Here is a 13,047-nt window from a genome sequence, read left to right on the forward strand (position 1 = left end):
GCCTAACGCGGTAAATCTTACCACCGAAGCTCATGCGCCCAAGTTAATGGCGCGCCCGACAGGATTCGAACCTGAGACCTCTGCCTCCGGAGGGCAGCGCTCTATCCAGCTGAGCTACGGGCGCGTAGCGCCGTTGCGGATGTGCATACTAAGGACTCGGGGCGATCCTGTCCAGTGCTTTTTTATAAAAAAATCGCGTATGCTCAGAGTTTGCGCACTTCGTCGCGAAACCGTACACAAACCCACCGTTAGCGGCCGTGATTGCTGAAATAAGCGGCAAAATCACAGTTCGCCACGCAAATGGTAGCCAAGATATTTCAGCAACTTTATCTGCCTGCGCCAGCGACTGGGTTGCTGAATCAGACGGTAGAGCCACTCCAGCCCCATTTTCTGCCAGATTTTCGGTGCGCGCTTCACATGGCCAGTAAAAGCATCGTACGTACCGCCCACGCCCATATACAGCGCATCGGGTGCATACTGCCGGCAATCACGCATCAGCAGCTCCTGACGCGGTGAGCCCAGCGCAACCGTAACAATCTGCGCGCCACTGGCAGCAATGCGAGCAAACAGGGCTTCGCGCTCTTCAGCGGCAAAGTAGCCATCCTGCGTGCCGACAATATTAACGCCCCACTGCTGACGGAGTTTGTCGCATGTGGCATCCAGCACCACAGGCTTGCCGCCAATCAGAAACACCGGAATACCGCGCTCTCCTGCCCTTGCCATCAGCGCTTCCCATAAATCCGCGCCGGCTATGCGGGCAATTTGCGCCTCGGGATACTTTTTGCGAATAGAGCGCACAATGCTGATGCCATCGGGATACTTAAACTCCGCGTGATCCAGCAGCTCTTTCACTTCACTGTCTCGCTCAGCGGTCAGCACCTTTTCAGCGTTAATCGCCACCAGAGTGCCACTGCGTACCTGCTCCCCAGGCAGCAGAAAATCCAGAAAAGCCGCGGTACTTTTAAAGCCGTACAACGCCACGCCACGAATGCTAAAGCGTGGCTTTTCAAAAGAGGTCGTCATGGTTATCCATTTTTTTCATGAGTTGCCGCGCTGGCGACGGGCAGAGTTATCGCCGTTGCTCGCACACGAATGACACCCGCATAGTCCAGCAGCCAGTAAAGTAGCTTAGCCACCAACACACAAGCCCCGAAGATCACGGCAAAAAACACCACTCGCGAGCCAAAGGCATCCAGTCCCTCACGCGCCAGCACGATCATATTAAACACCGCACCAAAGCAAAAACTTTGCAGAATGGCCCCGCTGTAGCGGTTGCTCTCTTCACGACCGCGCTGATACAGCGCATCAAAGCCTTTCATTATCATCCCGACAAAAACGGCACCCAGTGGAATCGCAAACACGCCGCCCATCACCACCAGTGAACCTAATAAGGTCGGTGAGATGGCCAGGCCAGAGTGATTATCCAGCACATCCCAGGTGAAATAGTTCGCCGTGTTCAACACCGTTGAAGGCCGGTCATGCCATAGCCAGCTGGGAATGAAGACGTAAAAATCCCGCCACATCGGGGCGATGCCCTGGAAGTGAATTTTATGATAATTCTCCAGCAGAAGGCCAAGATTCTCCCACGGCGAGAAGGTGTCACGCGTCAGATAGAGGAAAGTATAAACCGCCTCTTCCCCCATCACGTCCAGGTTGTAGCGCCGTAGCGCCAGCCAGAACATGCCGCCTACCGCCATCACGCCTGCAAACAGCAGCATCCACAGCGTGATCCAGCCTCGGGTAATCCCAATAAACAAAAACAGCGCAAAAGCGATGATGATATTGGCACGCGTACCGCCCACCAGTGCATACGTTAGCAGGCCGAAGGCAACAGTGACCGCCAGGAACATCAGCCAGTTCTTCCAGGTTGGCTTCAGGAAGTAAACCACCAGCATGGCGGGGATAAAGAAGTAGAAAAAGCGTTTCAGCGCCACACCAGAGACTTCGCTGGAGAAGATTTGGTTGTATGCCGTGAGGCGGAACAGCAGAAGTCCGTTATGCATAAAGAAGACCGTTACCGTGCCAATAGCCACTAATGCCAGCAGCACACAGGTCAGGTGAGTCTCTACGCGATTCATCTGCAACCACGGACGAGGGGGGGCCGCCACCGCAGGCCGGAGCCGGACTTTATAGCTGACGTAATAGATGGCATAGAACGCCGTTGCACCCAGTAACGCCTCAAGCAGATTCACCGCAGGGACAACGTTGACGTTGAAACGGAACACCAGCACGCTGGTAAGCGGGAAGCCAAAGTAAAAGGTCAACAGAAACAACAGGGTGAAAAACAGGTGGAAGTTAAAACGTACCCGTTTAAATTCACGCCAGGTCAGGGTCAGAATGAACCCCAGCGAGAGCAGGTAAACCACCAACAGGCCACTAAACTGCATCAGGCTCATGATGATTCTCCTTCACACAACGCTAAAACATGACGCCAACCCGCAAGATAGCCTGGGGCAAAAAACGCAATCTGCTGCTGATCGCACAACGCCAACTGTTGCTGAGCTTCGGCAATACGCGCGGGTGTTAAGGCTTCATCACTGAACAGCAGCGGCAGATTCTGCGCCGCAAGGTCATGCCAGAAGGGGTTTTTGCGCTGGAGTACGAACGGAATATGCGCCTGAATCAGCAGGCATAGCGTGCCAATACCCTGCTGGCGTTCAAACATGAAATAACCCAACTGACAGCGCGCCAGCAGCTGCAGATAGTCATCAAAGGCCAGCTTGTCACGCAGCAGGTTAACCTGACCCTGTGGGAACAGGCGCTGTGCAGCCGCCGCAACTTCCTCAACATACGCGTGATTATTTGGCGGGTAGCCAAGCGGGACTTCAACCTTTACCTCACTGCCAAACTGGGCATGAATGGCCTCCAGCCCGGCAATATGTCGGTTACTGGCATCGCCAGAGTTCCCTAACAGAATGGTCAGCGGCCCCTGTGGGGCCTGCGTCTGTGGGGCGACCGCAGGCATTTTCGTCGGGAAATAGAGCAGTGACGTCGCCACCTTTGGATGTCGCTGTTGGTAATAGAGCCGATCGCCTTGGGTGGCAAAAACATGCGCAACACGGCCCTGAGCGCGGCGACGTAGCAGATAAAACAGGCGGAACTTCAGGCTGCGCGAATCTTCATACAGATCGGCTCCCCAAACGTGCCACAACAGCTGCCCACGCTGAATCTTGCCACTCAGCAGCGCCAGCCAAATCCAGGGATTAAACTGACCGTGGCAGAAGAAACGCTGTTGGCGATCGCGGGCACGCGCAACCAACGTCTGTGCCAGGTCTTTTTTACTGGCGAAAATTTCGATATCCAGCGCTGGGAAGCTTAACAGGCTCTGCGGCTCGCGGCTCACCACCATAAAGCGGCGTGGCGCAGCACTCGGCTGAGCTTCACTAAGCACATCATTAAAGAAGCGCAATACAGTCTGGTTATGGTGGGGAATATCAGCCCCTAAAACATGAATTACAGTCATTTTTTTCGGCAATAGAGGGCAAAAGTGCCGCAACAAAGGGCAAAGTAGCAGATATAGGTCGCCATGTAGGCCTGAGCAGCCCCCGTAGCGCCATGCAATGGAATCAACCAGCGTGAAAAACCGGTCAACAGCGCAAACTGGCTGATCTCAGTGAGCAAATAAAAGCGCAAAGAGGCTTTTGCAATCACCAGATAACCGAAAACATAGGCTGCTACTTTAAACACATCACCGCTTAACTGCCAGACGAACAGGTCACGCATGGCGGTAAAACGGTCTGAAAATAGCAGCCAGATAGCCACATCACGCAGGAGCCAGACTAAAAGGCTGGCTGCCGCTACCGCAGGAATAACAAAGCGCAGTGCCCGGCCAATCTCTACCGCGATATCCCGTTTATGTTGTAGCCGTGCCAGCGTAGGCAGAAGCCAGACGCTAAAGGTCGCCGTGATAAATTGCAGATAGGCATCCGAGATGCTGGTCACCGCTTGCCACAAGCCCACCTGCGCCCAGCCAGCGTGAGCCGCCAGCAAGTTTCGCATCATCATCCATGCCAGCGGTATTGTCGCGGAGGTGATTAACGCCATCAGCGTATATTTTGCCAGGCTACGTGCCATGCCGCTGTGCCAGCAGGGTTTCAACCAGGACAGTGGCAACGGAACACGACGTTTAAGCAGCAGCATGGCAGGGATCGCCAGTAGCGCAGGCACCAGTGCCAGCCCTACCAGAGCGCCAGCGTAGCCGCCCAGCCACCAGCAGAGCAGATACCCCAATACGCCGATAAGGCTGCCGACAATCAGCGCCAGAGCGTTACCGCGAGCATCGCGGAAGCCTTTAATTAACGCTAACGTCAGGTTGGCCCAGGCAATGCCCAGTTGCAGAAACGCCAGAATGCGAATCACCTGTTGGTAGCCATCATGACCAAACAACGCCTGGCTTATCGGGCCTGCGGCGAGAATAAACACCAGCGCCAGCAGCGTCGAGAAACCCAACACCATCGCCGATGCCGTTCCCGTTAACGTACGCAGCTGCTCCGGTTGCTGTTGGTACTGCGCTACGCTCGCGGTAACGCCATTAAAGATACCCGCGCCGGCCAGCACGCCCAACACGGTCACGAGCTGGCGAAAGTTACCCGCCTGCCCTACCCCTTCCGGGCCAAAACTGACGGCCAACAGCTTGACGACCACCAGGCCTGCAACAATCTTTACCAGTGTGGAGGCCGCCGTCCACACCGAGGCTTTCGCCAGCGACATCAGGAAAAGAAACTCAGCAACGAGTTAATCACCGTGGTCTGATTATTGTCTGACAGGTTATAAAACAGCGGCAACCGCAGCAGACGCTCGCTCTCTACGGTCGTGAAGCGGTCTTCGCCGTGCAGGCGGCCAAACTCCAGCCCTGCGGGTGACGAATGCAGCGGAATATAGTGGAACACCGCGAGGATCTCCGCCTCTTTCATCCAGTTGATTAACGCCTGACGGTCTGCCTGGTCGCGCAGCTTAATGTAGAACATATGCGCATTATGGTCGCACCCGTCTGGCACCACCGGCAGCGTGATCCGCCCCTCGGCCGCCAGCGGTTGCAGCGCATCATAGTAACGCTGCCACAAACGCAGTCGCTGCTGATTGATACGGTCCGCCACTTCCAGCTGTGCCCAGAGGTAGGCCGCTTGTAAATCGGCCATCAGGTAGCTGGAGCCAATATCACGCCAGGTATATTTATCCACCTGACCACGGAAGAACTGGCTGCGGTTGGTCCCTTTCTCGCGGATGATCTCTGCGCGTTCAATCAGGCTAGCGTCATTAATCAAGGTTGCGCCGCCTTCCCCTCCAGCCGTGTAGTTTTTGGTTTCATGGAAGCTAAAGCAGCCAATATGGCCCAGGGTGCCAAGAGGACGGCCTTTATAGCGCGACATCACCCCCTGAGCGGCATCTTCAATCACAAACAGGTTGTACTTGTCCGCCAATGCCAGGATGGTGTCCATTTCACAGGCCACGCCCGCATAGTGAACAGGGACAATCGCGCGCGTTTTTTCGGTAATCGCGGCTTCAATCAGGGTTTCATCAATATTGAGCGTATCCGGACGAACGTCCACAAAGACGATGGTCGCACCCCTTAGAACAAACGCATTGGCGGTGGAAACAAAGGTGTAGCTCGGCATGATCACTTCATCGCCGGGCTGAATATTGATCAGGATTGCGGCCATCTCTAACGACGCGGTGCAGGATGGCGTCAGCAATACTTTCTTGCTGCCACAGCGATGTTCAAGCCACTGCTGACAGCGACGAGTAAAGCCACCGTCACCACACAGCTTGCCGCTCGCCATGGCTGACTGCATATATTCGCTTTCGCTACCGACAACGGGTGGCGCATTAAATGGAATCATGATTTTTCCTGTAGAGCCAGTAGGCGGTGCTTTCCAGCCTCGCCCCACTGCGTGAATAAAGGCGCATTGCCGCGAGGTTGCTGAGCTGTGTCGCAACACGCAAGTGCGATAATCGTCTGACCCGGCACCAGTCCGCCGCAGCCAACAGTAAGCGTTCACCCAAACCATTACCGCGTGCATCAGGCATCACGGCCAGTAAACCGATTCGACCCTCACCGGACTGTTCACGGAGCGAGGCAAATCCCAGCAGATTGCCCTGCTCATCACTCGCCAGCAGACATTGATGATCAAAGGTGCCACGCACGGCATTTTCCACCCACTGGGCATAAAAACGGCTGCTGGCATCGGCGCTGAACCACGGCGCACGAAAACGGCTCTGGCTGAAGACCTCTGCCGCCGCGCTACGCAGCAGCGGAATCTGGCTTTCACGCGCGATACGAATGCCACTCTGCCGTTCTGTCGCCGCGATGGTCAGGCAAAAATCCGCTTCCCCTTCCACCAGTTGAAAGCCATGTTGACTGAGTACATCAAGGGTTGTGCTGCGATCGGCAGGGACTTTAACCTGCAATAGCGCATAGGGCGCTGCCAGCGCTTCGGCCAGCGGCATCTCGCCATCCAGATCCAGACGGGCACTGCTCAGGCCAAAAAAGTCCTGTTCCCAGTGAAGGGGATTAATATTGACGTGGACGGACATGCAACAGATCCAACAGATACTGACCGTAGCCAGTTTTGATTAGCGCTTCTCCCGCCGCACGTAGCTGATCGTCACTCAACCAGCCATTGCGCCAGGCAATCTCTTCCAGACAGGCAATTTTGAACCCCTGGCGATTCTCTACCGTCTGCACAAACATGCTCGCCTCTATCAGGCTGTCATGGGTGCCAGTGTCAAGCCAGGCAAAGCCGCGCCCCAGCAGTTCCACCGCCAGTTCGCCGCGCTCAAGATACATCTGGTTAATCGCAGTGATCTCCAGCTCGCCCCGCTCCGAAGGTTTGACCTGTTTAGCGAACTCCACCACCCGATTATCATAGAAATAGAGCCCGGTTACGGCCCAGCGTGAACGAGGCTTAGTGGGTTTCTCTTCTATTGAGATCGCATTGAAGTCATCATCAAACTCCACCACGCCAAATCGTTCGGGGTCCATCACCTGATAGCCAAATACGGTAGCCCCCTGGGTGCGGGCCGCTACTTTTTTGAGTTTTGGACTAAACCCCTGGCCAAAATAGAGGTTATCGCCCAGCACCAGGCAGCAGCTATCGTCGCCAATAAAAGATTCACCAATGATAAATGCCTGCGCCAGCCCGTCTGGGCTGGGTTGTTCGGCATAGCTCAGGCGCACACCAAATTCGCTACCGTCGCCCAGCAGACGCTCAAAGTCACTGCGATCCTGCGGCGTGGTGATCAGCAAAATATCGCGAATGCCGGCCAGCATCAGCACCGACAGCGGATAATAGATCATCGGCTTGTCGTACACCGGCAACAGCTGCTTGGAGATGGCACGGGTGATCGGATGCAGTCGCGTGCCACTGCCGCCTGCAAGGATAATACCTTTCATGAAAACTCCTTACTGACGGGCAGCGAGGCCGAGGCGCTCAGCGCGATAGCTGCCATCCAGAATATTACGCCACCAGCTTTCATGGTTGAGGAACCAGCTCACCGTGCTGCGCATACCGCTTTCGAAGGTCTCTGCGGGCGTCCAGCCAAGCTCACGCTCAATTTTGCTGGCATCAATGGCATAGCGCTGATCGTGGCCGGGTCGGTCAGTCACAAAGGTGATCAACTCACGGTAGCTGGCGATGCCAACAGGGCGACGATCTTCAGCCAGTTCGTCCAGCAAGTCGCACAGCGTTTCAACGACGTCCAGATTGCGTCGTTCATTGTGCCCACCAATATTATAGGTCTCCCCCACTTTTCCGCTGCTCACCACGCAGTACAGCGCCCGGGCGTGGTCTTCCACAAACAGCCAGTCACGGATTTGCTGTCCGTTGCCATACACCGGCAATGGCTTACCCGCCAACGCATTAATAATGGTCAGAGGGATCAACTTTTCCGGGAAATGGTACGGTCCGTAGTTGTTTGAACAGTTGGTGATGATGGTGGGTAAGCCGTAAGTACGCAGCCAGGCTCGCACCAGGTGATCGCTGCCGGCTTTCGATGCCGAATAGGGGCTGCTGGGGGCATAAGGGGTGGTTTCGGTGAAGAAACTCTGCTCGTCATGCAGATCGCCAAACACTTCATCGGTGGAAATATGGTGGAAAATAAATGCACTTTTACGTGCTTCTGCGAGCTGGCTCCAGTAATGGCGCGTGGCTTCGAGCAGATGAAAAGTACCGAGAATATTGGTTTCAATAAACGCCACGGGCCCGTCAATCGAGCGATCGACATGGCTCTCTGCCGCCAGGTGCATCAAACAATCGGGCTGATAGTGCTGGAGCACGCGATCTAACTCAGCGCGATCGCAGATATCCACCTGCTCAAAGGCAAAGCGTGGATTCGCACTGACGCTGCTCAGCGAACTGAGATTGCCAGCATAGGTGAGTTTATCTACCACCACCACGCGATGTTCCGTGTGGTTAATCAGATAGCGTACCAATGCGGAGCCAATGAACCCCGCGCCACCCGTGATTAAAAATTGCTTCATCGCCAGACTCCTTTAGTGTCAACAATCCATTGTTGCACTAGCTGGCCGCCATCAATGGCGCGAAACGCCTGATGATCTACCAACATTACCAGGATATCGGCCTGTTCCAGCGCCTGCTGCGTACCCACCAGTTGGCTGGTAGTCAGTGCAGCGGGGAGCTGGCTAATGTGCGGTTCTACTACCCAGTTGCTGCCCTGATGCCACTCGGCAATCAGTTGCGCCACTTCCATCGCCGGGCTTTCACGGAGGTCGTCAATATTGGGCTTAAAAGCTAAACCGAAGCAGGCAATAGTGACTTCACTGGCGCGTTTGTTGCTCTGCGCCAGGCAATCCGCCACGGTTTTTTTCACCTGGTCCAGCACCCAGTGGGGTTTGGCATCGTTGACTTCACGCGCGGTGCGGATGAGGCGTGCCTGTTGTGGGTTTTGTGCCACGATAAACCACGGATCAACCGCAATGCAGTGACCGCCCACGCCGGGACCCGGTTGGAGAATGTTAACGCGCGGATGGCGATTGGCCAGCGCAATCAGCTCCCACACGTTAATGTCTTGCTCTGCGCAAATCAGTGACAGTTCGTTGGCAAAAGCGATGTTGACGTCGCGGAAGCTGTTTTCGGTCAGTTTGCACATTTCAGCGGTGCGCGCATTGGTTTCCACGCACTCACCTTGCAGGAAAATACGGTACAGCGCACTGGCACGTGCCGAGCACTCTGGCGTCATGCCGCCAATCACCCGATCGTTTTTCACCAGCTCGAGCATGATCTGCCCAGGCAATACCCGTTCAGGGCAGTAGGCGATAAAGATATCGGGCTGCTCACCCTGCTGTGGAAAACGCAGATCCGGGCGCGCAGCAGCCAGCCACGTCACCATCTGCTCAGTCGAACCCACTGGAGAAGTGGATTCCAGGATCACTAAATCACCGGCTTTGAGCACTGGCGCAATCGACTCGGCGGCGGCTTTAACGTAGCGCAAATCGGGCTGGTGGTCGGCCATAAATGGCGTCGGCACCGCGATCAAAAACGCGTCTGCCGCTTCCGGCGTTAAGGTGGCTCGCAGCAAACCTTGCTGCACTGCGGTTTTCACTACCGCATCCAGTTCCGGTTCGACGATATGAATGTCGCCGCGATTAATGGTTTCTACTGCGTGGGCATTAACATCAACGCCAACAACGCGTTTCCCTTGAGAGGCAAAAATGGCTGCGGTAGGCAGCCCAATGTAACCCAGTCCGATAACGGAGATGGTGTTAAAGGTCATGTTGTAATCCAGACGTTTTCAGTGCATGTAAAATCTTTGCGCAGGCGCTGCCGTCGCCATAAGGATTGTGGGCATGGCTCATGGCCTGCCACATCGCTTCATCCGTCAGTAATGTACTGACTTCATTTACGATTTTTTCAATATCCGTACCTACAAGGCGCACCGTTCCGGCATCGACGGCTTCAGGCCGTTCCGTGGTATCGCGCATCACCAACACCGGTTTACCCAGCGAAGGCGCCTCTTCCTGAATACCGCCAGAATCGGTCAGGATGATCCAGGCGCGGTTCATTAACCAGACAAACGGCAGATACTCCTGGGGTTCGATCAGGATGATATTGTCGATGCCGCTCAGAATGCGGTTCACGGGCTCGCTAACGTTGGGGTTAAGATGCACCGGATAGACGATTTGCGCCTGCGGATGCTGCCGCGCAATCTGCGCCAGCGCCGTGCAGATACGCTCAAAGCCACCGCCAAAGCTTTCGCGACGATGGCCCGTCACCAGAATCAATTTTTTCTGCGCATCGAGGAACGGGTAGCGTGCGCTGAGTTGGTTATTCAGCTCGCTGTCATTTAATACCCGGTCACGCACCCATAGCAGCGCGTCAATCACCGTATTGCCCGTTACCTCGATCTGGCTGGCGGGAATGTTTTCATTAAGCAGATTCTGGCGCGAGCGAGTGGTAGGTGCAAAATGGAATCGGGCAAGATTTCCCGTCAGCCGACGGTTGCCCTCTTCCGGCCACGGTGAAGCCAAATCACCCGTGCGCAGTCCGGCCTCGACGTGTCCCACCGGGATCTGGTGATAAAATGCGGCCAGGCTCGCGGCCAGTGTGGTCGTGGTGTCGCCATGAACTAACACCACGTCAGGGCGAAATTCGGCAAACACGGTTTTCATCCCCTGCAGGATGCGACAGGTAATTTCTGTCAGCCCCTGTTCGGGACGCATAATATTCAGGTCGTAGTCTGGCTGAAGCTCGAAAAGGCGTAATACCTGATCGAGCATTTCGCGATGCTGCGCAGTGACACATAAACGCGATTCGAACGCAGCATCCTGCGCCAGCGCTTTCACCAGAGGGGCCATTTTGATGGCTTCTGGTCGGGTTCCAAAAACGGTCAGAACTTTCACATGCGCTCTCTTAACGACGAGGGGTGGAAACAAAACGCGCGCGGCGCGCCAGCGCAACGCCAGACCCGATCAGAGCACCCACAACGCCCCATAAAATAGCCATAAACAGGGTGCGAGGACTGTCTCTGGTCACCGGCTCTTCGGGGGTGCGCAAGTAGCGATAGGTCTGGAACAGTTTATCCAGTCCTGAACCGGCCTGAAGTGAAGCCAGCATCGCCCGGTTCTGATCATAAGAGATATCGTAATCAGGCCCACTGGCCTGCAACGCTTCAAGCTGTGCCCGCAGAGCCGGTTCACCCAGCATGAACAGGTCATCATCACTCAGCTGTGCTGTTCCGCTACGGTTTTCGCGGATCCCCTGCTGACTGGCAATTTTTACGGCCTGTTCAAGCAGATGTTCCCGCCGCTGAAATACCGCCTGGGCTACGCGATCCTGGCGTTCCACCTGCGACTGCAACAGCGCACTTCTGGCTTGCCACGCACCGTTTAGCTCATCATTCAGATGACGAGCCGCCCGCTCGCTGGACCAGGCAATATACTGTCGCAGCAGGTTATTCGCGTCGGTTGCAGACTCCGCCACCAGCTTGATGTTATCCCGCGTGTTATGTGCCGCATCGGCTGGCGTGTAGATAATGTTGCTGATTAACTCATTCAGCAGTGCCGCATCTTTGTGGTTATTGCCCGACTTACGGCTTTTGTAGTAGTCGGTCTGCAACCAGAAATCACGCCGTGTATCCCACGAAGCAAGCTGGGTAATGAACTCCTGATACACCTCATCCATGATAGTCGGAGCAGGTGTGCTCAGGCTTAACGTATTGCTGCGTGCATCCAGATTATTCAGGAACTGCTGCTGCCCATAGTAATTACCTAACATATTTACCGTGGGACGATCGGTTGTCGCCGTCGTACTCCATGCCTGTTTCATAAACAGCGTCGCACTCCAGGCGACAAAAGCAAACAGCACTGCCAACGCCACAATCCATAATTTTCCGCGCCACAGTGCACAGCACAAGCCACGAATATCCAGTTCGTTTTCTACATCCACAGAGGTCATCACTTCATCCTTTTCAGGAATTTTTAGGGTAATTTTTTCTTCATACCATTGGCATGATTCAGGCGTCGTTTAAGACGACGGATGAGACGAGCAACGCGCCATGCGTGCTTGATGCAATAGCCGTACAGCATGAAGGCACCCAAAAACAGCACCAGCATCACCCATTCCGGAATAAACGCGAGGTACTCACCCAGCACACCGATCCCCGCCAACAGCGCTGCTGCTACGGTGATCAGGACAAACGCCTGACGAGAGGTAAAGCCCGCGCGCATAATAAGGTGGTGAATATGCTGCCGATCGGCGGAAAACGGACTCATGCCCTTACGCAAGCGGCGATACATGATGGCGACCATGTCCATTAACGGAATGGCAATCAACCACAACGCCGTCACTGGTGTAATCGGGTGGCTTAGCCCCTGTGTTGTCTCCAGCAAGATCCAGATAATGGTGAAGCCAATCATGGTGCTGCCTGCATCGCCCATAAACACTTTATAGCGACGTCCCAGGAAACCAAGATTAAGCAAAATGTAGGGAATTGTGGCGGCGATCATGGCAAAGCACCACATTGCCAGGCTGTACTGCCCATCGAAGTAGAGAATAATGCCCATGGCCGCAAAAGTAACGGAAGAGAGTCCACCCAGCAGGCCATCAATCCCATCCACCATATTGAAGGCGTTGATCGCCGCCCAAACGGCAAACAGCGTCAAGGCGTAGCCAAAAGGCCCGACGATCAATTCCACCGGGCCGATGATAAAGCCGAGGCTTAGCAGATAGAGTTTCGCCCCGACCATCATCGCAATGGCTACCACCGCCTGCGCCACAGCGCGAATTTTTACGCTGATATCAAAGCGGTCGTCCAGCGCACCCACCAGCACCAGCAGCCCGGAGCAAATCAGGTAGAGCGTGACGTGGGGAATGTAGTAGTTGGTAAACGCAAATGTGAAACAGATCCCGGCATAGACCGAGATGCCGCCGACAAGCGGAATAGCCCCATTATGTCGCTTACGCGAGTTGGGGGTATCAACAAGCCCAATTTTTTTGGCAGCTTTGCGGGCAAAAAACAGAAACACTAACGAAAAAAGGAACGTTAAGCCCAATTCAGTACTCATCGTGAGTAAATTCACATTAAACGCTC

Annotated in this window: 12 protein-coding genes and 1 tRNA gene; all 13 read right to left on the minus strand. The window is 55.0% G+C overall.

Annotation, left to right across the window (positions count from 1 at the left end; all coding sequences use genetic code 11):
• Positions 1-47 precede the first annotated feature (47 nt).
• The 13 genes from F3J40_RS23545 to wecA all read right to left on the minus strand — a co-directional run bounded on the left by F3J40_RS23545 (position 48) and on the right by wecA (position 13,021).
• Positions 48-124 (minus strand) — tRNA-Arg (locus F3J40_RS23545).
• 158 nt (positions 125-282) lie between these two features.
• Entirely contained in the window at positions 283-1,023 is a 741-nt protein-coding gene (gene wecG / locus F3J40_RS23550; protein WP_167018499.1) for a lipopolysaccharide N-acetylmannosaminouronosyltransferase, read from the minus strand.
• Between the two features lie 2 nt (positions 1,024-1,025).
• A complete protein-coding gene (gene wzyE, locus F3J40_RS23555) occupies positions 1,026-2,396 on the minus strand; it encodes an ECA oligosaccharide polymerase (protein WP_167018501.1) in 1,371 nt (456 codons plus the stop codon).
• A complete protein-coding gene (gene wecF, locus F3J40_RS23560; RefSeq protein WP_167018503.1) occupies positions 2,393-3,463 on the minus strand; it encodes a TDP-N-acetylfucosamine:lipid II N-acetylfucosaminyltransferase in 1,071 nt (356 codons plus the stop codon). The genes wzyE and wecF overlap by 4 nt, the downstream gene beginning before the upstream one ends.
• A complete protein-coding gene (gene wzxE / locus F3J40_RS23565) occupies positions 3,460-4,710 on the minus strand; it encodes a lipid III flippase WzxE (RefSeq protein ID WP_167018505.1) in 1,251 nt (416 codons plus the stop codon). The genes wecF and wzxE overlap by 4 nt, the downstream gene beginning before the upstream one ends.
• On the minus strand, positions 4,710-5,840 hold the full coding sequence (rffA, locus tag F3J40_RS23570) for a dTDP-4-amino-4,6-dideoxygalactose transaminase (RefSeq protein WP_167018507.1): 1,131 nt from the start codon (positions 5,838-5,840) through the stop codon (positions 4,710-4,712). The genes wzxE and rffA overlap by 1 nt, the downstream gene beginning before the upstream one ends.
• On the minus strand, positions 5,827-6,534 hold the full coding sequence (gene rffC, locus F3J40_RS23575) for a dTDP-4-amino-4,6-dideoxy-D-galactose acyltransferase (protein WP_167018509.1): 708 nt from the start codon (positions 6,532-6,534) through the stop codon (positions 5,827-5,829). The genes rffA and rffC overlap by 14 nt, the downstream gene beginning before the upstream one ends.
• Positions 6,512-7,393: a glucose-1-phosphate thymidylyltransferase RfbA gene (gene rfbA, locus F3J40_RS23580; RefSeq protein ID WP_167018510.1), complete on the minus strand. Its 882-nt coding sequence runs from the start codon at positions 7,391-7,393 to the stop codon at positions 6,512-6,514. The genes rffC and rfbA overlap by 23 nt, the downstream gene beginning before the upstream one ends.
• Positions 7,394-7,402: 9 nt before the next feature.
• Positions 7,403-8,479 carry a dTDP-glucose 4,6-dehydratase gene (gene rfbB / locus F3J40_RS23585; RefSeq protein ID WP_167018513.1) on the minus strand — a complete coding sequence of 359 codons (1,077 nt, stop codon included), beginning with the start codon at positions 8,477-8,479 and terminating at the stop codon, positions 7,403-7,405.
• Positions 8,476-9,732 (minus strand): UDP-N-acetyl-D-mannosamine dehydrogenase, encoded by a 1,257-nt coding sequence (gene wecC / locus F3J40_RS23590; RefSeq protein ID WP_167018515.1) that lies wholly within the window; start codon positions 9,730-9,732, stop codon positions 8,476-8,478. The genes rfbB and wecC overlap by 4 nt, the downstream gene beginning before the upstream one ends.
• Positions 9,722-10,858, minus strand: a complete 1,137-nt coding sequence (gene wecB, locus F3J40_RS23595) for a non-hydrolyzing UDP-N-acetylglucosamine 2-epimerase (RefSeq protein WP_167018517.1) — start codon at positions 10,856-10,858, stop codon at positions 9,722-9,724. The genes wecC and wecB overlap by 11 nt, the downstream gene beginning before the upstream one ends.
• Before the next feature lie 10 nt (positions 10,859-10,868).
• Positions 10,869-11,912 (minus strand): ECA polysaccharide chain length modulation protein, encoded by a 1,044-nt coding sequence (gene wzzE, locus F3J40_RS23600; RefSeq protein ID WP_167018519.1) that lies wholly within the window; start codon positions 11,910-11,912, stop codon positions 10,869-10,871.
• 23 nt (positions 11,913-11,935) lie between these two features.
• Positions 11,936-13,021, minus strand: coding sequence for a UDP-N-acetylglucosamine--undecaprenyl-phosphate N-acetylglucosaminephosphotransferase (wecA, locus tag F3J40_RS23605; protein WP_017345718.1), 1,086 nt, complete (start codon positions 13,019-13,021; stop codon positions 11,936-11,938).
• Between the last annotated feature and the right edge of the window lie 26 nt (positions 13,022-13,047).

The sequence above is a fragment of the Candidatus Pantoea multigeneris genome (assembly GCF_011752615.1).
Classification (GTDB): domain Bacteria; phylum Pseudomonadota; class Gammaproteobacteria; order Enterobacterales; family Enterobacteriaceae; genus Pantoea; species Pantoea multigeneris.

Excerpts from the sequence above, each read along its gene's own strand:
- rffA (WP_167018507.1), bottom strand. The coding sequence starts at position 5,840 with ATGATTCCATTTAATGCGCCACCCGTTGTCGGTAGCGAAAGCGAATAT.
- wzzE (WP_167018519.1), bottom strand. The coding sequence starts at position 11,912 with ATGACCTCTGTGGATGTAGAAAACGAACTGGATATTCGTGGCTTGTGC.
- wzxE (WP_167018505.1), bottom strand. The coding sequence starts at position 4,710 with ATGTCGCTGGCGAAAGCCTCGGTGTGGACGGCGGCCTCCACACTGGTA.
- wecA (WP_017345718.1), bottom strand. The coding sequence starts at position 13,021 with ATGAGTACTGAATTGGGCTTAACGTTCCTTTTTTCGTTAGTGTTTCTG.
- rfbB (WP_167018513.1), bottom strand. The coding sequence starts at position 8,479 with ATGAAGCAATTTTTAATCACGGGTGGCGCGGGGTTCATTGGCTCCGCA.
- wecC (WP_167018515.1), bottom strand. The coding sequence starts at position 9,732 with ATGACCTTTAACACCATCTCCGTTATCGGACTGGGTTACATTGGGCTG.
- wecG (WP_167018499.1), bottom strand. The coding sequence starts at position 1,023 with ATGACGACCTCTTTTGAAAAGCCACGCTTTAGCATTCGTGGCGTGGCG.
- wzyE (WP_167018501.1), bottom strand. The coding sequence starts at position 2,396 with ATGAGCCTGATGCAGTTTAGTGGCCTGTTGGTGGTTTACCTGCTCTCG.
- rfbA (WP_167018510.1), bottom strand. The coding sequence starts at position 7,393 with ATGAAAGGTATTATCCTTGCAGGCGGCAGTGGCACGCGACTGCATCCG.
- rffC (WP_167018509.1), bottom strand. The coding sequence starts at position 6,534 with ATGTCCGTCCACGTCAATATTAATCCCCTTCACTGGGAACAGGACTTT.
- wecF (WP_167018503.1), bottom strand. The coding sequence starts at position 3,463 with ATGACTGTAATTCATGTTTTAGGGGCTGATATTCCCCACCATAACCAG.